General features: G+C 62.5%; 25 protein-coding genes and 1 tRNA gene. 22 read left to right on the top strand and 4 right to left on the bottom strand.

Annotated features, from left to right (window positions below):
• The first annotated feature begins 44 nt into the window (after positions 1-44).
• The 18 genes from HAV18_RS15750 to HAV18_RS15665 all read left to right on the top strand — a co-directional run bounded on the left by HAV18_RS15750 (position 45) and on the right by HAV18_RS15665 (position 12,078).
• A complete protein-coding gene (locus HAV18_RS15750; RefSeq protein ID WP_166957375.1) occupies positions 45-326 on the top strand; it encodes a hypothetical protein in 282 nt (93 codons plus the stop codon).
• On the top strand, positions 323-466 hold the full coding sequence (locus HAV18_RS15745; protein WP_166957373.1) for a hypothetical protein: 144 nt from the start codon (positions 323-325) through the stop codon (positions 464-466). Before HAV18_RS15750 ends, HAV18_RS15745 begins: the two co-directional genes overlap by 4 nt.
• Entirely contained in the window at positions 459-851 is a 393-nt protein-coding gene (locus HAV18_RS15740; RefSeq protein ID WP_166956804.1) for a hypothetical protein, read from the top strand. The genes HAV18_RS15745 and HAV18_RS15740 overlap by 8 nt, the downstream gene beginning before the upstream one ends.
• On the top strand, positions 844-1,104 hold the full coding sequence (locus tag HAV18_RS15735; protein ID WP_208101967.1) for a hypothetical protein: 261 nt from the start codon (positions 844-846) through the stop codon (positions 1,102-1,104). The genes HAV18_RS15740 and HAV18_RS15735 overlap by 8 nt, the downstream gene beginning before the upstream one ends.
• On the top strand, positions 1,101-3,728 hold the full coding sequence (locus HAV18_RS15730) for a DUF927 domain-containing protein (RefSeq protein ID WP_166957371.1): 2,628 nt from the start codon (positions 1,101-1,103) through the stop codon (positions 3,726-3,728). The genes HAV18_RS15735 and HAV18_RS15730 overlap by 4 nt, the downstream gene beginning before the upstream one ends.
• The gene (locus HAV18_RS15725) at positions 3,725-4,039 is read left to right on the top strand and encodes a hypothetical protein (protein WP_166957369.1); all 315 of its coding nucleotides are present in this window, start codon (positions 3,725-3,727) and stop codon (positions 4,037-4,039) included. The genes HAV18_RS15730 and HAV18_RS15725 overlap by 4 nt, the downstream gene beginning before the upstream one ends.
• Entirely contained in the window at positions 4,036-4,431 is a 396-nt protein-coding gene (locus HAV18_RS15720; protein ID WP_166957367.1) for a hypothetical protein, read from the top strand. The genes HAV18_RS15725 and HAV18_RS15720 overlap by 4 nt, the downstream gene beginning before the upstream one ends.
• Entirely contained in the window at positions 4,428-4,649 is a 222-nt protein-coding gene (locus HAV18_RS15715; protein ID WP_166957365.1) for a hypothetical protein, read from the top strand. Before HAV18_RS15720 ends, HAV18_RS15715 begins: the two co-directional genes overlap by 4 nt.
• Complete coding sequence (locus HAV18_RS15710) at positions 4,633-5,196, top strand: hypothetical protein (protein ID WP_166957363.1); 564 nt, start codon at positions 4,633-4,635, stop codon at positions 5,194-5,196. Before HAV18_RS15715 ends, HAV18_RS15710 begins: the two co-directional genes overlap by 17 nt.
• Positions 5,197-5,308: 112 nt before the next feature.
• The gene (locus HAV18_RS15705; protein WP_166957361.1) at positions 5,309-5,524 is read left to right on the top strand and encodes an AlpA family transcriptional regulator; all 216 of its coding nucleotides are present in this window, start codon (positions 5,309-5,311) and stop codon (positions 5,522-5,524) included.
• 18 nt (positions 5,525-5,542) lie between these two features.
• Positions 5,543-5,959 (top strand): hypothetical protein, encoded by a 417-nt coding sequence (locus tag HAV18_RS15700; RefSeq protein WP_166957359.1) that lies wholly within the window; start codon positions 5,543-5,545, stop codon positions 5,957-5,959.
• A gap of 28 nt (positions 5,960-5,987) precedes the next feature.
• The gene (locus HAV18_RS15695; RefSeq protein WP_166957357.1) at positions 5,988-6,377 is read left to right on the top strand and encodes a hypothetical protein; all 390 of its coding nucleotides are present in this window, start codon (positions 5,988-5,990) and stop codon (positions 6,375-6,377) included.
• Between the two features lie 12 nt (positions 6,378-6,389).
• Positions 6,390-7,499, top strand: a complete 1,110-nt coding sequence (locus tag HAV18_RS15690) for a hypothetical protein (protein ID WP_166957355.1) — start codon at positions 6,390-6,392, stop codon at positions 7,497-7,499.
• 145 nt (positions 7,500-7,644) lie between these two features.
• The gene (locus HAV18_RS15685; RefSeq protein ID WP_166957353.1) at positions 7,645-9,534 is read left to right on the top strand and encodes a hypothetical protein; all 1,890 of its coding nucleotides are present in this window, start codon (positions 7,645-7,647) and stop codon (positions 9,532-9,534) included.
• An 8-nt stretch (positions 9,535-9,542) separates the two neighbouring features.
• Positions 9,543-9,965: a hypothetical protein gene (locus tag HAV18_RS15680; protein ID WP_166957351.1), complete on the top strand. Its 423-nt coding sequence runs from the start codon at positions 9,543-9,545 to the stop codon at positions 9,963-9,965.
• On the top strand, positions 9,962-11,038 hold the full coding sequence (locus HAV18_RS15675) for a tyrosine-type recombinase/integrase (RefSeq protein WP_166957349.1): 1,077 nt from the start codon (positions 9,962-9,964) through the stop codon (positions 11,036-11,038). Before HAV18_RS15680 ends, HAV18_RS15675 begins: the two co-directional genes overlap by 4 nt.
• A gap of 242 nt (positions 11,039-11,280) precedes the next feature.
• Positions 11,281-11,970 (top strand): hypothetical protein, encoded by a 690-nt coding sequence (locus HAV18_RS15670; protein WP_166957347.1) that lies wholly within the window; start codon positions 11,281-11,283, stop codon positions 11,968-11,970.
• Between the two features lie 31 nt (positions 11,971-12,001).
• Positions 12,002-12,078, top strand: a tRNA-Met gene (locus tag HAV18_RS15665).
• Positions 12,079-12,201: 123 nt separating this feature from the next.
• On the opposite strand, the gene HAV18_RS15660 is transcribed toward HAV18_RS15665, so the two are convergent.
• The 4 genes from HAV18_RS15660 to HAV18_RS15645 all read right to left on the bottom strand — a co-directional run bounded on the left by HAV18_RS15660 (position 12,202) and on the right by HAV18_RS15645 (position 14,740).
• Positions 12,202-12,546, bottom strand: coding sequence for a hypothetical protein (locus tag HAV18_RS15660; RefSeq protein ID WP_166957345.1), 345 nt, complete (start codon positions 12,544-12,546; stop codon positions 12,202-12,204).
• A 77-nt stretch (positions 12,547-12,623) separates the two neighbouring features.
• Complete coding sequence (locus HAV18_RS15655) at positions 12,624-13,292, bottom strand: helix-turn-helix domain-containing protein (protein ID WP_166957343.1); 669 nt, start codon at positions 13,290-13,292, stop codon at positions 12,624-12,626.
• A gap of 12 nt (positions 13,293-13,304) precedes the next feature.
• Entirely contained in the window at positions 13,305-13,793 is a 489-nt protein-coding gene (locus HAV18_RS15650) for a hypothetical protein (RefSeq protein ID WP_166957341.1), read from the bottom strand.
• Between the two features lie 287 nt (positions 13,794-14,080).
• Positions 14,081-14,740, bottom strand: coding sequence for a DUF4145 domain-containing protein (locus tag HAV18_RS15645; RefSeq protein ID WP_243771657.1), 660 nt, complete (start codon positions 14,738-14,740; stop codon positions 14,081-14,083).
• A 311-nt stretch (positions 14,741-15,051) separates the two neighbouring features.
• Between HAV18_RS15645 and HAV18_RS15640 the strand changes: the two genes are divergently transcribed.
• The 4 genes from HAV18_RS15640 to HAV18_RS15625 all read left to right on the top strand — a co-directional run bounded on the left by HAV18_RS15640 (position 15,052) and on the right by HAV18_RS15625 (position 18,432).
• Positions 15,052-15,447: a hypothetical protein gene (locus HAV18_RS15640; protein WP_166957339.1), complete on the top strand. Its 396-nt coding sequence runs from the start codon at positions 15,052-15,054 to the stop codon at positions 15,445-15,447.
• Between the two features lie 232 nt (positions 15,448-15,679).
• Positions 15,680-15,973 (top strand): hypothetical protein, encoded by a 294-nt coding sequence (locus tag HAV18_RS15635; protein WP_166957337.1) that lies wholly within the window; start codon positions 15,680-15,682, stop codon positions 15,971-15,973.
• Positions 15,974-16,328: 355 nt separating this feature from the next.
• On the top strand, positions 16,329-16,820 hold the full coding sequence (locus HAV18_RS15630) for an energy transducer TonB (RefSeq protein ID WP_166957335.1): 492 nt from the start codon (positions 16,329-16,331) through the stop codon (positions 16,818-16,820).
• Positions 16,821-17,121: 301 nt separating this feature from the next.
• On the top strand, positions 17,122-18,432 hold the full coding sequence (locus HAV18_RS15625; RefSeq protein ID WP_166957333.1) for an MFS transporter: 1,311 nt from the start codon (positions 17,122-17,124) through the stop codon (positions 18,430-18,432).
• Positions 18,433-18,444: the final 12 nt, after the last annotated feature.

Genomic DNA, 18,444 nt, shown 5'->3' with positions numbered 1-18,444 from the left:
CCATCCCGAATACCCTCACCCAATCGGCCGATCCGTTTGACCTTGTGCCGAGCGCCTGGCGCAACGGTCGGCCGTCGAAGCCCGCGACGACCGTCACCCCGGATCTGTTCGAGCTTGCCGGCATCCGCGCTGCGGAACACTGGCTGAAGGTTCGCCCCACCGCACGCCCGAACCAGTGGTGCCGGTCGACGTTCGACAATCTCGTCGCCGGCCTCGGTCGTATTCCCTCCTACGCTGATTGCTGCGCTGCGTTCGAACGCGCATTCAAGCGCCGTGTCGCGGCCGCTTCCCGTACCGATCGCGAAGCCGCGGAGGTGCGCGCATGAACTCGACCGTTCTCGAAATCATCCGTCGCGCGCTGCGTGACGCTGCGCTGTCGGCACAACCGAACGACGCTATCGACGTTCTGGGTGATGCTTTGCTCAACCTAGCCGAACTCGCACGGGCGGAGGTACATCATGCATGACACAAACACGGCTGACACGCTTCGCTACGCACTGGCGAAACAGGTTCCCGCTATGGAACGCGGATTCACTATCCAGACGAGCTACGGTGATCTGAAGATCGACGCGGAGGACGCCGGCCGGATCGCTGCCGCCGTAAAACTGGCGCTCACGCGCAAGCTGAACGCAAGCGCCCCGTTGCCGACCTGGTTCGAGGCAGAGTCGCTCGACGAGTGCGCGCAAGCCCTGCGCCACACCGGTGCCATCTTCGGCGTGATCGATTATTACGCTCGCGGTGGCGACGCGGAGAAATGCGACCTGGTTTCGTTGTGTGAAATCGGCATCGAAATCTCCGGTCGTTATGCTGAACGCGCAGATGAATCCGTATCGGAGGTGTCGCGTGGCTAAATTCCTCATCGACGATAATGCTCTGGACAACCTCGCCAAGAAAATCCAGCGGCTCGAGGTGCTGTTCGACGTGATCCCGGAAGAACCCACGGGCGCACAGATCAGCGTCGAAATCCTTTGCGGAATCGGGGCCGACATTTCCAGACTCGCCGCGATCGAACTCGAAAACATGCGCGCCGGCACACACGCGGCCAACGTATCTCGGCGTATGCCTATCGCTGAGCAGTCCTCACGAGGCACGGGAGGCGCATGAGCGAAGTAGTGAGCATTGAGACTGAATTTTCCGCTGCGATGGCTGCGCACGACCTCCGACCAATCGGAATTGTCGCCGATGGACGCCTGCACCGTTTCGACGGCCCGGAGGACAAACGCGGCAAGAAGTCTGCATGGTACGTCCTGCATGGTGACGGCATTCCGGCCGGGAGTTTCGGCGACTGGCGCACCGGTCTGTCCGAAACGTGGTGCTCGAAGGCTGCGAACGAAATGACCGACGCCGAACGGGCGGTGATTCGCAACCGCATCCGGTTGATGAAGGTAGCGCGCGAGGCCGAGGAAGCCCGTGACGCGGAGGCGGCGCGTGCTGCCGTCGCCGACCATTGGGAGAAAGCTAGCGGCGTTCGGAGCGATCACGATTACGTGATCGCGAAGCAGATCCGCCCCCGTGGAGCAAAGCAACTGAGCAACCAGTTGCTGATTCCGCTACGCGACATCGACGGTACGTTGCACTCGGCACAGTACATTCAGCCGGACGGGGCGAAGCGGTTCAAGAGCGGCGGCCGGGTAGCCGGTTGCTTCTGCATGGTCGGCGATGATCCCAACGACGGCGACACGATCCTGATTGCCGAAGGGTGGGCAACAGCATGCAGCCTGCACCAGGCGACCGGGCATGCCGTTTTCGCAGCGATGAACGCGGGAAACCTGCTGGCGGTCGCGAAGGCGGTACGGCTCAAATATTTGATGGCAACCATCATCGTTTGCGCCGACGACGACTATTTGACCGCGGGAAACCCTGGCCTGACGAAAGCGCAGGCGGCAGCGCAGGAAGTTGGCGGCACGGTGGCGCCTCCCGTATTCGGAGCTGATCGACCGAGCGGCGTTTCCGATTTCAACGACCTGCACTGCATCAAGGGCCTCGCCGTGGTGAAACAGTGCATCGATGCAGCGGTCGACCGGCAGCCGGCTGCGGCGCCCACCACGGAGTCGGATAATTGCGTCCCGTCCGGCTTTCTCGTGACCGAACGAGGCGTGTTCTACGAAGAGGACGATGGCACGCCTCACTGGATTTGCTCTCCGTTGCACGTTCGCGCATTGGTCCGGGATCGCTCGTCCGAAAACTGGGGGCGCCTGCTCGAGTGGAATGACGCCGACGGCCACCCGCACGTCTGGGCGATGCCGATGGAGATGTTGCGGTCGGACGGAGCCGACATGCGCGGCGAGCTGGCGCGGCTCGGCCTCGACATCGCACCGGGCAACAAGGCGCGCAACAAGCTGACTGAGTACGTCACGTGCGCCAGGCCGAAGGCACGCGGACGGTGCGTCACGCGTACTGGCTGGCACAGTGGCGCGTTCGTGTTTCCCGACCAGACAATCGGCGCGGCGAGCGAGCGTGTCATCTTCCAGGCCGAAAGCATCATGCGCACGTATTCGCAGTCAGGCACGCTCGACGACTGGAAGGCCGGCGTTGCGCGATTCTGCGTCGGTAATTCCCGCCTCCTGCTTTCCGTGTCCGCGGCCTTCGCTTCGATGATGCTCGAGTATTCCGGGCAGGAGTCTGGGGGTCTGAACATCGTCGGCGAATCGTCCTCGGGCAAGACTACGGCGCTCCGCGCGGCATGCTCCGTATTCGGCGGCAAGGAATACATGCAACGTTGGCGTGCGACGGCGAACGGTCTGGAGGGTCTGGCATCACTCCACAATGACACGCTGCTCGTGCTCGACGAGCTCGCACAGGTTGACGCACGCGAAGCCGGGGAAATCGCCTACATGCTCGCCAACGGCAGCGGCAAGGCCCGTGCGGGACGGACCGGTACTGCACGTGCTCGGCAGACTTGGAAACTTCTGTTCCTGTCGGCAGGCGAGATCGGTTTGAGCCAGCACCTGCAATCGGTCGGCAAGAAGACGAAAGCCGGCCAGGAGGTGCGCCTGGTCGAGATCCCAGCCGATGCGGGCGCCGGGTTCGGTCTGTTCGAGCACCTCCACGGCGTCGCAGGCGGTGCCGAGCTGTCGACCGCGATCAACGAAGCTGCCGTGAATTATTACGGCACCGCGGCCGTCGCCTTCCTCGAGGCACTCTGCCGCGACCGCGATGAAATCGGAATTTGGCTCAAGGAGGAGATCCGCCGGTTTGTTGATGGAAATCTGCCGGCCGACTCCAGCGGCCAGGCGCATCGTGTCTGCCAGCGGTTCGCCCTGATCGGGTTGGCCGGCGAGTACGCGACCGCCGCGGGCATTACCGGCTGGAATGAAGGTGACGCGCTGGGTGCCGCTGCCGACTGCTTCGCCGTTTGGCTCGACGGTCGGGGCGGCGCGGGCAATCAGGAGCAGGACACGATTCTGTCGCACGTGAAGGCGTTCTTCGAGGCACACGAGGAATCGCGATTTTCCGATCTCAACGATATATCCGACCGTCCGACGATCAACCGGGCCGGGTTCAGGCGGGTGACCGAGTCCGGAACCGAGTACTTCGTTCTTCCGGAAATATTCAAACGCGAAATCTGCAGCGGCTTCGAACCGAAGGCTGCAGCGCGCGCACTGGTTGACGCCGGATGGATTCGGTCGGCGCCTGACGGCAAATTCCAGCGATCCGAGCGCCTGCCTGGAAAGGGAACGATCCGCGTCTATGTGTTCACCCCTGCACTTTGGGAGGCGCAACGATGAGCACGGTAATTCTCCACAAGTATAAAAAAACCGGTGTGACAGGTGTGGCAGGTGTGACGATTTCCGGAAGCCAAGACAGTAAAGGCTTTCCGCGTAACACCGTTCGGTGTGACATGTCACACCGTCACACCGAACACCATATTTTCGATGCCCTGCCTGTCACACCTGAAAAACATCGGGAGGCAGGTGTGACAAACTGGTGTGACGCGAAAACCCTTGCCAGCATTGGGTTTGCGGCCACCGTCACACCAGTCACACATGTCACACCTCAAAAAAACAACATCCGGAAACATCGGGGAGGTGCGCGATGATCCCCCGCAACCTGAAGCATGTCGGTCCCTATGCGAACCGGGTCAATAAGCGTTCGCCGGCGAGCGAAAGCGGCAGGATGCCGTTGCCGGATGATTGCAAAGGCTCACCCGTCGATCGGGAAAGTGGTGCGCCCTACTGGCCGTGGGGTCCTCGCATCAATCCGGAGCAACTTGCGACAATCCAACGTGAGCTCCTGATCGCCGTTGACGAGTTGGCGAAGCTGGAACATTGGCGGGATTCGGACTATGACCATGTGGTGATGTGCATCGAGAGGCAGCCGATCAGCACGTTGCTGCCCGATCTTGGCTATTTCAGGGACCGCCTTCAGATCGCGCGCGCCGGAGTACAGGCACAACACGCAGCAACCGCCCGATCGAGGAAATCCATATGACGGCGCGCGATGAGCTCGACAAGGCATCGAGCATCGCCGTCCAGGCACGCCAATCGGGCCTCCTGCCGGGAGTCAACGCTCTAATCCTCGCTGCCGCTGCGGAACTGGCCGAACACGGCGCCGATCTCCCCGAATCGACGCGCCTTGTATTGCGTGGTTTCATGGTGGCGGCAATGCTTCAGCAGATGGGGGCAGCAAAACATGATCGTGATGCATGAACTGTCCGACGACGCAATTCTCGCGGGGTGGTCATATTTTCGAGAATGGCGCACGAGCCGCAATGCGTTGCTGTTGTTCGATGCGCTCGAGCAGGTGAACCGCGCAGAGCGAGCCTGGATCGCCGCGCGCGGTTCGCGCACGCCGCTTCGTCGAGAATGGCAGGTGCTTCGGCGATGCGTGATGCGCGGTCTCGCTCGGTTACGCGGCCCCCTGCTTGCGGCCAGCACGCCCGCGCAGACCGAGCAGGCACTCTTTCGAGGAAAACGGCGTGCGACGCTGGCTCGCCGTGACCAGCTCAATGTGTTGGAAGTCGAAATTGCTCTGCGCGGATCCTCGATCGAACAGGCAATGCAAATTCTTGCCGGCCTTGGTCGCCCCCGGGCCCGGAGTTATTTGGTACGCAAAGCGTCAGAGCTTGGCCTGACACCCAGGCAGAAGGCATCGGCCGGCAGCAAGCGAGCTCGCAATCGGAGTAAGCGCGAAACTGCGACCGGTCTTCACGAAAATGAAATTGCGCCGGGCCATCGCCGCTATCGATCTCGATAGCATGCACGCTATTTACCTCAACTCCCGGATATGAGGTAAATGCGGCCCGTTTCATGACTCCGGGCCGTGCCCTCGCCAAAGTCTGGCCATCGCAACTCAACCGTGAGCAATGATGGCCACTATCCCCTCCCAGTGCCCCCCGGCTCCCGTCGACATCGATGGTAAGCCGGACATCGCACGCGTTCGCATCGACACCGTCGCCGCATTGCTCGCCTGCAGCACGTCGACCGTTCGCCGCCGGATCCGCGCCGGCACCGTCCCCGCCCCGCTGCGTGAAGGCGGCGCGCTCGTCTGGCGCGTCGGCGATCTGCGTCGCGCCCTCGCCTGACCATATCCAGGAGATTCCATGAAATCGACTTCCCCCTTCGCCGCATTCCTGTCGAACCGGACGGCTCGGCCGCTTCCGGCGAGCGGTGCCCGCAAGACTGTCACCCCGGCAGCCACTCAGGCCACGCCGAAACCCGTTGCAAAGCAGCCGGTGCGCGCACGCAAAGCTGCTGCCGCGCCGTTCTCTGCCGCCATGGGCGGCTTCTCGAATACGAGCCGTTCGACGGGTCTCGATCGCTCCACCCATCCGTCGCATCAATCCCCGCGTGCGGCGCCGCCCTCGGCGTCGAATTCGACCGCACTCGCCAAGCAAATCGTCCACGCTGGCCGGATGGCCCGGGGCGAGATCGACAACCCCGCAACCACGTCGCCGCCCGCCGACTCGATGGCAGCCCAGATCATCGCCGCCGGCAAGCGTGCGCGCGGTGAGCTGTAACCCCTTCCAACGCGTTCACCCCGAGACCATGAACCAAACCAATTCCGACGCGGCGAATGCAGAGCTTCTCCGCAGTCTCGACGAAAAAATCGAAATCGCGGAGTCGCTGTACGAGCAAGCAGCGGAGGCGCTCGGCGCACACGTCATCGAGATGGCCGCGCTGATCACGTTGCGCGCCGAGCTGTATCCCGCCAATGACCACCGCGGCAATGCTGGCGGCGCGCTGTTTGTGCGCCTTCGCGACGAGGGGCTCCGGATCCGTCACCCGAATGGACGCGGCGGCCCCATCCACCCCGAATGGATGCCCATGTTTTGGCAGTTGACGGAAGCGCGGACTGCTGCTCTTTACGCCGAATTCGACCAGGCGAGCGCTGACGCGGCCGCAGTCACCCCCGAATCGAATCCTGAATCCACCTAATCGAGGTACCACATGAAAGACATCAAATCCCTGTCGACGAAAATCAACAAGAATCGCGAAACGATCTCCCGCCTGCAAACCGAGCGCGAGCAGGCCGAGGCAACGATCGCGGCGGCCACCAATCATGATGAACCGCTGGCCGAACGCCGGGCCGCGCGTCAGCATCTCGAGGCTACGGCGCTGGTTATGAAGCGCAAGCCGGAAACGGCCAAGATCGATGCCGAGATCGAACAGCTCGAGGCGCTCCGCACCGTTGCAACCACTGCTGCCGATGTTTCGCGAGCAGCGTTGCCGGTGTACGACGACGCGATCCAGATCGCCCAGGCAGAACTGGCCGAATTCGAAACCGAGCGGCGCGCCGCAGTCACCGAGCACATCATGGAAACGCATGATGCGGCCCAGAAGCGCTATCTGGACGCCGTCGCCGCGATGGAATCCGCTGTCGTCGAGATGGTCGGTGCGGAGCTCGCTTACCGTGCGATCTTCAATATCCGAGCTGACGCCGAGAACGTATTTCCGGGCCGCGGGAAACAGGTTCTCGAAGACGTGCGCGCGACCGGTGTGCGGGTGCCCTGGGATCATTCGCGTCTCAAGGATCCGGCAGTCTCCCGGGAATACACCGATAACTATCGTTCCTACTGGTATCTGCCAGCGTGGGCCGCATACGAGCAGAAAGGATTCGGTGACACCTGTGCCTCCAAACTCGTCTCCGACGTCATGTCGGGCGGCTATCCCTGCGGCGCGTACGTTGGCCACGTCGAGAAAGTGGAACAGAAGGTCACCGTCCGCGTCGCTCGAGGGACGATCAGTGTCCACGGCGGGCGCCTGATTTCCGCGGCAACCGGTGCTGTAATTTCCAACAAATCGATCACCTACGTCGTCGGCGATGACGTCGAACTCGACGAGACCCAGGCACGCCGATGGGCTGCCGCTGGCAGTGTCGTCATCCACGGCGAAGGCAAGTTGCCGCCATCCCGCGCTGAACTGGCGCGCGGGCTCGACATTCCTCGCACCGAAGACGGTCATCGCCTGGTCGAAATGGATCTTGCGCGCGAGAAGCCGACTCGGACGCACCAACCGGGTCGCAATATCGTCAACAACGATCGCAGCGTCATCGGCTAACACCGGGGTGCCCCAGCCGGCGGTGGGTCAAAACACCGGCATCCGTCGACGTTCATGGAAGCGGCTCCTTTCCTTGATGTCCCTCGCATCAAGTCCAAACCGCGGCGGGCGACGGAATCTCCAAACTCATGGACAACATTCACTCATGGCAAATAATGACCTAACCATACGTATCAGCGCGCAAGACGATGCCACCGCGGTGATCAATCGTATCAATGCCGCGCTCGGCAAAGTGACCGCACCGGTCGATAAGATGCAAAAGCGGTTCGAGCGCGTCGGATCGGTCGGTCGCGGCAATATCGAAAAGCTCACAAAAGGTATTGAGCAAGCCGCGCGCGCAGCGCATACGCTCGTCGATAAGGTGGTCGAACTGGTGCCGGGACTCGCGGCGCTCGGCGCGGCCGGGACGGTGGCCGGGATCGTCGGCCTGACGAATCGCTTCGGCAATTTCGGTTTCGCGCTGAACAAGTCATCGAAGCTGCTCGGCATGAATGCTCAGGATCTTGCAGCCTGGCACGTCGCGGCGAAGCGTGCGGGAGTGGCCGCAAGCGAATTCGATTCGGCGATGAGTTCGTCGCAAATGAGGATCAGGGCCACAGCGTTCGGCGGTGACCCGCATGCGGCGGTCGTTGCGCAGAGGATGGGCGTTCAAATTCGGCCCAACAAGGATGGATCGATCGACTATTACGCAATCCAAATGCGGCTCATGAAGGCAATTCAGGGTCAGCGCTCAGTCGAGGCGCAGCGTGAGGCCGCAGATACATTCGGTATGGGCGGCCTGCTGCCGATGCTGCAGCAGGGCACGTACAACGAAGACAAGGCTCGCGCGCTCCGGAAGGGCCTGATCCCGACACCCGCAGAAATTGCACGAGCGGCTCAGTTCAGAAACGAAGTCAACGACCTCGAAGACTCTGTATCCGGGCTCGGTAACAGTATCGGCTCGCGCTTGGTTCCAATCCTTGAGCCGGTGGTGAACTCGTTCGCGTCGTGGCTCGACAAGAACCGTTCTGACATAGCTGACAAGCTTGCCGATTCGGTCCAAAAGTTCGTCGCGTGGCTGTCGAAGATCGACTGGGACGCGGTATCGAAGAATGCCAAGGAGATGTGGGACAACATCGGTGGCGTGAAGACAGTGCTGATTTCGATTGCCGCGATCAACCTCGCCACACCGATTGCGGCTGTCGTCAGCTTGGTCTCGAACCTTGCTACGTTGACCACGGTGACGATCCCCGCGGCCGTCGGTGCGCTCGGAACACTCGGCGCGGCCGGAATTGCGGCGTGGGGAGCGCTGAAGGTAGCCGAGATCGCCGGACTGCCGAACGTCGACAAGAACAACGGTATCGACGACGTGCGCAAGGGCGACTGGCTGATGGCATCGGCACACCTGCCGGCCGGAGACTTCCTGCGCGCGCTTGCCGCGAAGGGTCAAGGGAAATCGAACGACGAGATCGCCACGTGGTTGTCAGGCAATCAGAATCCGGCCGATCTCGGCAACAAGCAATTGCCGCTGGGCATCCGAAGCAACAACCCGCTGAATATCCTACACAACGGAAACGAGCGCACATACTCCTCGCCCGAGGAAGGCCTCACGGCTGCGGTGCGCAACCTTGAGCGCAACTACCAAGGTCTCACGATCACCAAGATCATGGACAAATGGACCGGCGGTGCGCGTACGGGAAACACGCCGCAGCAGATGGCGAACTATGTGAGCTTGCTGACGGGCGCAACCGGCCTCGGTGCAAACGACGTCCCGAATCTGTCCGATCCCTCGACAGTCGCGAAGCTGATCAAGGCGCAAATCCGCGCCGAAAACGGTATGCAGCCTTATACGGATGACCAGATCAACGGCGCCGTTGGTGCCGGAATGGCAGGTGTTCAAAGGTCGGGGGAGACGGTTCGAGGGGATGCATCAAAGCAGTCGATGCACATCACTCTCGACATGAAGAACGTGCCTCAAGGCATGCGTGCCGAAGCAAAGACGGCCGACGGGAACTACCTGCCGACGCGCGTCGAATACCGTCTCGACGGAATTTAGGAGGCTCGATGGAAGAATCGTATTATCCCGCCATCGTATTAGGGCATTTCGATAGTACACATGAAGCGCTCGCATCGTTGGATGCGAGCGCCGCACAAGCAGCGGTATTGCTTCGTACGGTGGCCGCATGTTCGAACCGATTCGTCACCGTCTATGCGGAGATGGATGGCGCTGCGACAACCTGCCCGAATCGTGAAGCGGTTTCGATCGAGAGATGCCGCGACGGACGTGTGCGCTTGTATCTCGGTTGGCCTCATGTCCGATCACAATCGAAAGGCAAAATCCTAGCAATCGCGCGCGATATTCTCGCGAGTGATTCGGCGCAGTCGCAGGCGAACGACGCGCCAGAGCTAGTTGCACTGCGCTGGCGCGGTATCACTCCCGTTGTTCAGTCTTCGGGCAGATCCAGCCCGTTTGCGATGGCGATATGAGCGTAAGCCTTTTCCGCGTGGGTGCCGTTTGGCACTATCGATTTCAGATTGGTGGCACGCGACAGCAACGTTCGACACGTGAAACGGATCGACAGCGTGCCGAGCAGGTTGCGGAGCGAGCATTGCGACAGGCGAAGCTCTGGACGCGCGACGGCAAGGAGGTACCGACCTTGCGCGAACTCGTCGCGCAGTGGCTCGTGATCCACCAGCGGACCGCCAGTCGCGCACACGTCAAGGTCGTGGAGACGTTCGGCCGTCTCCACCTCTACGAGCTCGCCGACGTGCTGATCGATGAGTTATCCACAGATCGTGTCGAGTTCGCGCGCGTTCGGCATCTCGAATCGCACGCGCCGGTATCGGCCAATCAGTGGCTCAAGGTGCTGCGACTGCTCTGCAATTGGGCCGTACGGCGCGGCATCCTGCCGGCGGTCCCGTTCCGCATCCGTGCGCTGAAGGTCCAGAAGAAGCCGCGGGCGATCTTACCCGTGGCGATGGCGCAGGCGTGGCTCGCGGCTGTCGACGAGGCCGAAGGCGATCGCACTGGGGTTCGCACGGCAGTGCGCCTGATGCTTGGTCTAGGCCTGCGTGAATCGGAGACCATCACGGCACGGTGGGAATGGCTCGACGCCGGGCGCCAGACCTACACGCCGGGCCGGACAAAGGGCCGCGAGGCCGATCCGATTCCGGTCCCCGCCTGGTTGATCGACTACCTGATGGCGGACTGGAAGCCGGCCGGCCCGATCCTCCAGAAAGCGAACGGACGACCCTACCCGGCAGGCTTCACCCGGTCGGCAATGCTGGCCGCCAACCAGGCTGTCGGCGCACCGCACATCACGGCTCATCGCCTGCGCGGCACGTTCGCCACACTGCTGAGTGAGGCTGGCGTGCCCGTCCAGTCGATCCAGCGTGCCCTGCGCCACAAGAACCTGACCACAACGGCGGCGTATCTCGAGGTCGACATGAGCACTGTCGCAGCCGGCCAGCAACGCATCGCGGAGAAGATCGGTTTCGGATTACACCCGGAAACCTATGGCGCGCCAGTGGCGAACTCCACCCCGCAACCCCAGCAATGACAAGGAATCACGATCCCAAATGGTAATCGAGACGTTTTCGCTCGCGCGCCCGGTCGTGGAGCCGTTCCGCGGTGCATTTCGCCAGCGTTTCGGCCCTTCGGCCGGCAGATTTCCCCCTGGGGCCAACGGGTCCCCTTCGGAGGGGGGGAGGGTCACGGGCAATTGCGCACCGCGTATTTCGTCTAGCTATGAAGGTTGAAATTTGCTTAACGCTTTTCACTTAACACGTAGGACTTAACACCATGACGCTCATGTCACTCGCCGAATACGCACGTCGCGTCGGCAAATCACGCGCTGCGATGACGCAGTGGAAAAAGGCCGGAAGGCTTGTCATGCAAGGCGATCAGGTCGATGTCGAGGCCAGCGACGCGTGGCTCAAAAAGTATCGACGCGATGGCATGCCCGAGATCACGGACGACGCGACGACGGTAAAGCGCGGTCGGCCGTCTGTTAAGCAACCTGCCGTCGACGGCCGACAACTTAACACCGAGCCGACCTGCTTAACATGCGACGAGATCGAGGCTCAGCTCGCGAAACTCGACTGGAAACAGGTGTTCGACTGGTCGGTCGAGGCGCAGCGCGAGCGGGCGAAGCACGCCGCACAATGCGTCGGCCTGGTCGCTGTCGAATCCGACCTTCGCGACGACGGTCATTGGGGAGGGTTTCAGTTGCGGAACCCGGCATGCCAGGATCCGTCGTCGACCGACGCCGTGATCGCCGGGTTCGGCTTTGAACTGTCTGCGTGGGAGGTCGTGAAGCATTGCCGCCACGAGATCGAGGCGTGTATCTGGCCCGACACCGGGGAACGCATGTTCGACGACGACGAAAATGCAACCGTGGTGCCCAGCCTCCTACCGACGCTCGCTCGACCGTTCGATCGGCATGACAAATCCGGGGCTACCGGATCTGCACCGGGCCATGACGGCGTTTGACGCATCACGGCCCTGTCTGTACACTTCGCGCCGCGGGGTGGAGCAGTCTGGCAGCTCGTCGGGCTCATAACCCGAAGGTCATAGGTTCAAATCCTATCCCCGCAACCAACATTGAAGCCCGCTCTGCGAAAGCAAGCGGGCTTTTGTTTTTACCCGAGAGGAACTGCGCGCATAGTTCCCCTGCGACATACGGGGATGCGGTGCACAGCGAGTCTCCAAGATTCGCTGCTGTCACTTGCTCTTCTTTTTCGGGTCGGCTTTACGGATCTGTTCGCGAAGAAATTCCTGTAACGGGGATCTAGTCACTTCGGGGGAGCTGATCGTCACGCGCCTCGCCTTGGCTGCCTGTCGAGGTCGATCGATTCGCGCGTGCGGTCTGACGAGCTTTGCCTCGAGAAACGCGTGCAGCGAATCCAGGTCATACACATACGTCTTGTGGCCGAGCCGGTACCGTTTGATGTATTCACCTTGGCGATCGATCCGGCTAATGTTTTGATATGGCACGCCCAGAAACTCAGCGGCCTCTTTCGCGCTGATGCGGCGCCCACCAGGTTTTTTGGAATCGTCGCTCGCCATCTCCCTCGCCTCTGAAGCAATGATGAGCGCGGTACTGCCGCTCTATAGGAATGCGCAAAATTACGCTCCCGGCCAAGTCAGGTCTTCTTACGTGACTTTTTCGGCGGAAGACCAACCAGCTTTTCATACTCTGCGAGAATTTCCGCCTGTCGAGCAGCTGCTATCTGATCGCCACGTCTTGCTGCGCTATTCCGGCGTTCGATCGCAGGCTTCAGCAAAGCAGCAAATTCTTTCTGCGCCTGGCGCGCGGACTGCGACAAACTATGCGGCCGAAGGGGCTGCACCCGATCGGCCGGCGCCCCGGGATCAATACGAGGCTCACTGGAACTCAATTTCTTCGTTCGCTGCCCCAGTTCCTCCCGCAGAGTTTCCGGCCATATACGCCACTGGCGCCCAACCTGGAAAAAGCCCAGGGCTCGCCTATTCGCGAAAACGGTTGAGTAAGAGACGTTGAGCAACTCCGCCGCCTCTTGCAAGCCAAGAGCGTGCGCCGTCGACGCTGCATGCGATTCCGACACTCCGACATCCGCCGGCGGTTGCGCGGGCGCGGTGGCGGCATGTTGCTCCGCTTCCGTCCTCTCTCTCCGCAATGATCGCGTTTCGGCCTCCAACCTCGCACATTCAGCCTGCAGGTGGTCGATCGCATCCGCGGCCTTCCAGTCGAGAGACTGCTCGCGACTCGCGCTCCGCTCCACGCGAGCTCGAAGCCGTCGCACCAAGTTATCAAGCTTGCTCGTATCGCTCATCAGATATGCCGGTCAGTTGACGAGGCTAAAGCCGATCGTGAGCGTGCTGCCAATAGCAAAAATCGCACTTCCCCACCCGCATACCTGACCAGCAATGTTGATTCTCCTTCCGGCAGTGAGGCGGTCGTATACATGGTCTATCGGCTTAGACAAATCCCCCACTTCGACCATCCGCGATTTGACCTCGTCGAGCATCCTGCTAAAGCTCACTGATGCGAGATACATATTCAGTATCGCGAGAACAACGCCGAGTCCGTAGCCGAGCAATGTCGCGGCGCCGATCCATTTTGAATGTGGCGGCTTTGCGCCCGCCAATAAGGTGGCAGCGCCGGCGAGGCCGGCCGCATTCAGAACGACCAGATGCTTGACTGTCTCGAGGTCCCATGTTGATGAGCGCTCCGACAATCGCTCCCACCATTGGTCAAGCATGGAGCGAGCGGCGCGCCGCTGCGCCAGCTCTCTGTCTAGCGCGTTTTCCGCAAGGCCATCTTGAATATCCATTCCGTAGCGCTCCTTGTTCGTCCCCGATTTGCAAGTCAGATTGCCCCCTCGATTCGACACAGACATGACGCACGGACCATTCGTGCGCCAAAGGCAGCGCAAGCGGCTGATTCAAAAACCATTTTCGTGCACCACACCGCAACAAACCAAACGATGAAAAATTCGTGCTGCATTCATTGGAATGCTTGCTAGGCAAGCCGCTGCGGCACGGTGCACAATGCACCGCCTATCCAGAGTCGCAACGACGGCGACGCCCGATCTGATCAAGTGCTGCGAGAACACCGACTTCACTTCATCGGGGGCTTACCGGCAGCTTCTAGTTTTGCATTGAGCGCGGCTCGCCGGGCTTCCACCCGCGCCGGCTGTACGTAATAGAAATCGAACAAATCGGACAAGACCTCGAGATTCCATTCTGCCTCTTCGGCCGCGACGGGGAGGATGGCGCCGGTATTGGTGTCTTTCATCGGATGCGCTGCGAAGTTGCCGATGTTTCTGATTGCATCGAGACTTTCAGCAACCAGGGCCGGCAAGGTTCCCGAATCGAGCGCCGCTTGGATGGCTGGGGCGAGGTCTCGTTGCGCGTAACCGTGCTCCCGTAGCACTGTCTGCAAGCATCGCCGGCTCAATGCTGCCGAGGCTTTCGGGCTATCGCTCAATACGAGGCAGGCTTCGACGTAGTCTTCCGCGATATGTGCCGGCACCTGCTGTGGCGGCTTCGATCTGTTGATCACACGTGGATAGGCCAGAAACGCAGGTGTCTTTTCATTCTCCTGCTGTGTGTCAGCGCTCCCCAGATAAATAATAGGGGCCCTGCAGGAAGGACACTGCATCGCGGAAGCTAGCCAGACTGTGTCACCGTCCAGAACGTGAGAATCTTCGTCGTCAAACGCAATGAGGGTTTCCGTTCGCGTGTCGTGGACCTCGACGCTGCAGTGCGGACATTTCATGTTCGGCGTTCCCCGCGGGCTTTATTGGGCGTTTACCGTGCCTTAAATAGGGAGACAAGACAAGAATGGCTGCAACGGCGCTTATGGTGGGTCCTTTGGTGGGTTGAGTCGCACAAATTCCCACAAACCCCTGTCACAAAAGGATGCTTAGCGGACACCGCTTCCGCCAGGAAGTTCGCCAAACCCCGTCCATTCGCCGAATGACGGGGTTTTTTGTTGGTCCTCGCATGCCCCTCCTCCACGTTCCGACGCGTCCTGCCGGATGCCGTTACAATCCGGCGCTCCGATTCGCGAAACGGGAAACCCACGTCATGAAGCCCTTCATCGTCTCGTCGCTCGTCGCGATGCTCGCTGCCGTCAGCACGCACGCGGCGGCCGACACCGCGTCCGGTAGCGACGCGCAAGCGTCGTGCGCGATCGCATACGTGACCGGCGTCGGCGGCTCGCCGCGCGGCCTGAGCGAATACCTCGCGAGCCCGTCGCCCTACAACTACCTGAAGGACAACGACCTCCAGTGCAAGGTAGGGGACGACGGACGCACGTCGAACTGCACCGGCGTGACCTACCTCCGGAACGACCAGGTCAGCGTGTACGACGACTCCGATCCGGCAACGCTCACCGTCGTGGCACGCGTGGAGCTCGACCACGGCCAGAAATACCCGGTAATCATCGTCGTGCAGCGCAAGGACGCACGCTGCAAGCAATGATGCAGCGCCGCGCGCGAACCCGTCCGTCGAAACGGCACGTGCGTTCGCACTAGGTCCCGCGCGGCACCTGAGCCACGGGCACGGGCAGCGGCCCGTCGTCGCGCCGCACCACGCCGGAAGCCTCCCGGCCGGCCGCTCGATCACCTAGAATTCGATCAACACGGCGACACGACCGCCGCCGCGTACTCGATACCGTGCGCGCCACCCCTGCGTGCGGTAAACGGAGATCGCCATGACCGAACTGCCGATACCGACGGAACACGTCGATTACGAAGGCTTCGAGGTCCATGTCGTGCCGGCTGCCGTGCCCGGCAGCGACACGCGCTACACCTACACCGGCTACGTGTGCCATCCGGGCGCGAATCCCGCCTTGCCCGGCCACGCGGTGCCATTCCACGCGGACGGCGAGGAAAGCTTCGCGAGCCTCGATGAAGCCGTCCACGAAGCCGTGCACATCGGCAAGAGCATCATCGACGGCACGCACCCCGACCTGTCGATCTTGTCACTCGTCACACACGGCTTCTGAACCTGGCGGCACGCGTCACTGACGATTGTGCGGGCGCCCGCCGCGGTACTGCCTGCGGCAACCGTCGCGCCCTCACGTTGCGCAACGCGCAACGGCCGAACCATCGCCACGTGCCTGCGTGCCACTCACGTGCCTCGCCTTTCTTTCAGCCTTGCAACACGCACGCCGGGATGCGCACGTGCGGCGGCCGCGCGAGCGTGCTGTCACATGTCACGTCACATCGCGATGCGCGGGCGAACGCCGCCCCGTCATCAGCGATCGCAACGCCCGGCATCGCCCGTTATGCGTTTCTCCCGATATCGGCTTGCGTCCGTGCGCCTATCATTTTTCTATAGTCACTTCTGGCTAGCCTCCCATGCGCCCCCTTCCCCGTTCGCGCGTCGACCGGCTGCGTGCCGTTGCACTGGCCGTCGTCGCCCTGCTCGCGGCGTGCACGATCACACCGCCTCCGTCGCTACACTCGATCCTGACGATTCCGTCGATCACCCGCAGTGGCAGCCTCGACCAATACCGCGTCGAAGTCGCGCGGCGAGTTGCCGAACGCAATCCGTCCGGCATGCTGCGCGGCACGCCGCAGGCCATGCTCCGTTCGCTCGTCGTCGTGGCCTTCACCGTCGATGGCAGCGGCCGGCTCGTCAACGCGTCCGTCTATCGCAGCAACGGCGACAGCGAAGCGGAGGCGCTCGCGCTCGCGTCGCTGCGCCGCTCGGCGCCGCTGCCGCCGCCGCCGTCGCGACTGCTCGACGGCAACGGCCGGCTCGAAATGATGGAAGGCTGGCTCTTCAACGACGACGGCCACTTCCAGTTGCAAAGCACCGCGTCGGCGCAGGCGCAATCGATCGACTGACCGGTCGCCGCCCGAGATTGCCGGTGCGCGGCGGCGCTGGCTATAATTTTCCGCAATCGCGCGGCCATCACGCCGCGCGCGCGTTCGCGCGCCCCACCCGGCATGCGAGCCGACCACGCCGGCACCGGGCGGCGGCGACGTACCCGTCTCCATCGTCGACCGGCGGGTGACGTCCGCGCCACGGCGCGCGTCCACGCCGCCACCGCGTCATCCGCATCATTCGCTCGGCTGCACCCGGCAGGCATCCGCCTGCCCGACCGCACGCTCAGCCGACCGCCCCAACGACAAAACGGAGACATCCATGTCCGCATCCCCCCCGACCGTTGCTCACGCAACCGGTTCGGCCGGCGCCGTCAGCCACCGGCGCATCGTGTTCGCGAGCTTCATCGGCACCGCGATCGAGTTCTACGACTTCTACGTGTATGCGACGGCCGCCGCGCTCGTCATCGGCCCCGTGTTCTTCCCGCACGGTTCCGCGACCGCACAGGCGCTGTCCGCGTTCGTCACGTTCGGCATCGCGTTCATCGCACGTCCGATCGGCTCGTTCCTGTTCGGGCACTTCGGCGACCGCATCGGCCGCAAGTCGACGCTCGTCGCGTCGCTGCTCGTGATGGGCGTGTCGACCACCGCAATCGGCTTCGTGCCCGGCTACGACGCGATCGGCGCGCTCGCGCCGGTGCTGCTGTGCGTACTGCGCTTCGGCCAGGGGATCGGCCTCGGCGGCGAATGGGGCGGCGCCGCGCTGCTCGCGACCGAGCATGCGCCGCAAGGCAAGCGCGGCTGGTTCGGGATGTTCCCGCAGCTCGGGCCGTCGGTCGGCTTCCTGATGTCGAACGGCCTGTTCTTCGCGCTTGCGCTGTCGCTGTCCGACGAGCAGTTCCGCAGCTGGGGCTGGCGCATCCCGTTCCTGGTCAGTGCGGTGCTCGTCGCGCTCGGCCTGTACGTGCGGCTCAAGATCACCGAAACGCCCGCGTTCCAGGCCGCGATCGATCGCAACGAGCGCGTGCGCGTGCCGGTCGCGACACTCGTCACGCAACACTGGCAGCCGACGCTGCTCGGTGCGCTCGCGATGGTCGTCTGCTACACGCTGTTCTACATCTCGACGGTGTTCTCGCTGTCGTACGGCGTGTCGGCGCTGCATATTCCGCGCCAGAGCTTCCTCGGCCTGCTGTGTTTCGCGGTCGTGTTCATGGGGCTCGCGACGCCGCTGTCCGCGTGGGCATCCGACCGCTTCGGTCGCAAACCGGTGCTCGTCGTGGGTGCGATCGCCGCGCTACTGTCGGGTTTCGCGATGGAGCCGCTGCTCGGCAGCGGCTCGATGCCGCTCGTCGCGCTGTTCCTGACGATCGAGCTGTTCCTGATGGGCGTGACGTTCGCGCCGATGGGCGCGCTGCTGCCGGAACTGTTCCCGACCAACGTCCGCTATACGGGCGCGGGCGTCGCGTACAACCTCGGCGGGATCCTCGGCGCGTCGATCGCGCCGTATATCGCGCAACTGCTGGCGGCGCGCGGCGGGCTGTCGTGGGTCGGCGGTTATGTATCGGTCGCAGCGGCAATCAGCCTGATCGGCGTGCTGCTGATGCGCGAAACGCGCGACGCGTCGCTCGTCTGAGACTCCGGGGCG

Source organism: Burkholderia sp. D-99 (assembly GCF_011605345.1).
In the GTDB taxonomy this organism is placed as follows: domain Bacteria; phylum Pseudomonadota; class Gammaproteobacteria; order Burkholderiales; family Burkholderiaceae; genus Burkholderia.
This window is presented reverse-complemented; position numbering and strand designations above follow the sequence as displayed.

What these genes read in the sequence shown, in the direction of transcription:
- HAV18_RS15745 (WP_166957373.1), top strand. Translation starts at nt 323, where the DNA reads ATGAACTCGACCGTTCTCGAAATCATCCGTCGCGCGCTGCGTGACGCT.
- HAV18_RS15740 (WP_166956804.1), top strand. Translation starts at nt 459, where the DNA reads ATGCATGACACAAACACGGCTGACACGCTTCGCTACGCACTGGCGAAA.
- HAV18_RS15730 (WP_166957371.1), top strand. Translation starts at nt 1,101, where the DNA reads ATGAGCGAAGTAGTGAGCATTGAGACTGAATTTTCCGCTGCGATGGCT.
- HAV18_RS15725 (WP_166957369.1), top strand. Translation starts at nt 3,725, where the DNA reads ATGAGCACGGTAATTCTCCACAAGTATAAAAAAACCGGTGTGACAGGT.
- HAV18_RS15720 (WP_166957367.1), top strand. Translation starts at nt 4,036, where the DNA reads ATGATCCCCCGCAACCTGAAGCATGTCGGTCCCTATGCGAACCGGGTC.
- HAV18_RS15715 (WP_166957365.1), top strand. Translation starts at nt 4,428, where the DNA reads ATGACGGCGCGCGATGAGCTCGACAAGGCATCGAGCATCGCCGTCCAG.
- HAV18_RS15710 (WP_166957363.1), top strand. Translation starts at nt 4,633, where the DNA reads ATGATCGTGATGCATGAACTGTCCGACGACGCAATTCTCGCGGGGTGG.
- HAV18_RS15705 (WP_166957361.1), top strand. Translation starts at nt 5,309, where the DNA reads ATGGCCACTATCCCCTCCCAGTGCCCCCCGGCTCCCGTCGACATCGAT.
- HAV18_RS15700 (WP_166957359.1), top strand. Translation starts at nt 5,543, where the DNA reads ATGAAATCGACTTCCCCCTTCGCCGCATTCCTGTCGAACCGGACGGCT.
- HAV18_RS15695 (WP_166957357.1), top strand. Translation starts at nt 5,988, where the DNA reads ATGAACCAAACCAATTCCGACGCGGCGAATGCAGAGCTTCTCCGCAGT.
- HAV18_RS15690 (WP_166957355.1), top strand. Translation starts at nt 6,390, where the DNA reads ATGAAAGACATCAAATCCCTGTCGACGAAAATCAACAAGAATCGCGAA.
- HAV18_RS15685 (WP_166957353.1), top strand. Translation starts at nt 7,645, where the DNA reads ATGGCAAATAATGACCTAACCATACGTATCAGCGCGCAAGACGATGCC.
- HAV18_RS15680 (WP_166957351.1), top strand. Translation starts at nt 9,543, where the DNA reads ATGGAAGAATCGTATTATCCCGCCATCGTATTAGGGCATTTCGATAGT.
- HAV18_RS15675 (WP_166957349.1), top strand. Translation starts at nt 9,962, where the DNA reads ATGAGCGTAAGCCTTTTCCGCGTGGGTGCCGTTTGGCACTATCGATTT.
- HAV18_RS15670 (WP_166957347.1), top strand. Translation starts at nt 11,281, where the DNA reads ATGACGCTCATGTCACTCGCCGAATACGCACGTCGCGTCGGCAAATCA.
- HAV18_RS15660 (WP_166957345.1), bottom strand. Translation starts at nt 12,546, where the DNA reads ATGGCGAGCGACGATTCCAAAAAACCTGGTGGGCGCCGCATCAGCGCG.
- HAV18_RS15655 (WP_166957343.1), bottom strand. Translation starts at nt 13,292, where the DNA reads ATGAGCGATACGAGCAAGCTTGATAACTTGGTGCGACGGCTTCGAGCT.
- HAV18_RS15650 (WP_166957341.1), bottom strand. Translation starts at nt 13,793, where the DNA reads ATGGATATTCAAGATGGCCTTGCGGAAAACGCGCTAGACAGAGAGCTG.
- HAV18_RS15645 (WP_243771657.1), bottom strand. Translation starts at nt 14,740, where the DNA reads ATGAAATGTCCGCACTGCAGCGTCGAGGTCCACGACACGCGAACGGAA.
- HAV18_RS15640 (WP_166957339.1), top strand. Translation starts at nt 15,052, where the DNA reads ATGAAGCCCTTCATCGTCTCGTCGCTCGTCGCGATGCTCGCTGCCGTC.
- HAV18_RS15635 (WP_166957337.1), top strand. Translation starts at nt 15,680, where the DNA reads ATGACCGAACTGCCGATACCGACGGAACACGTCGATTACGAAGGCTTC.
- HAV18_RS15630 (WP_166957335.1), top strand. Translation starts at nt 16,329, where the DNA reads ATGCGCCCCCTTCCCCGTTCGCGCGTCGACCGGCTGCGTGCCGTTGCA.
- HAV18_RS15625 (WP_166957333.1), top strand. Translation starts at nt 17,122, where the DNA reads ATGTCCGCATCCCCCCCGACCGTTGCTCACGCAACCGGTTCGGCCGGC.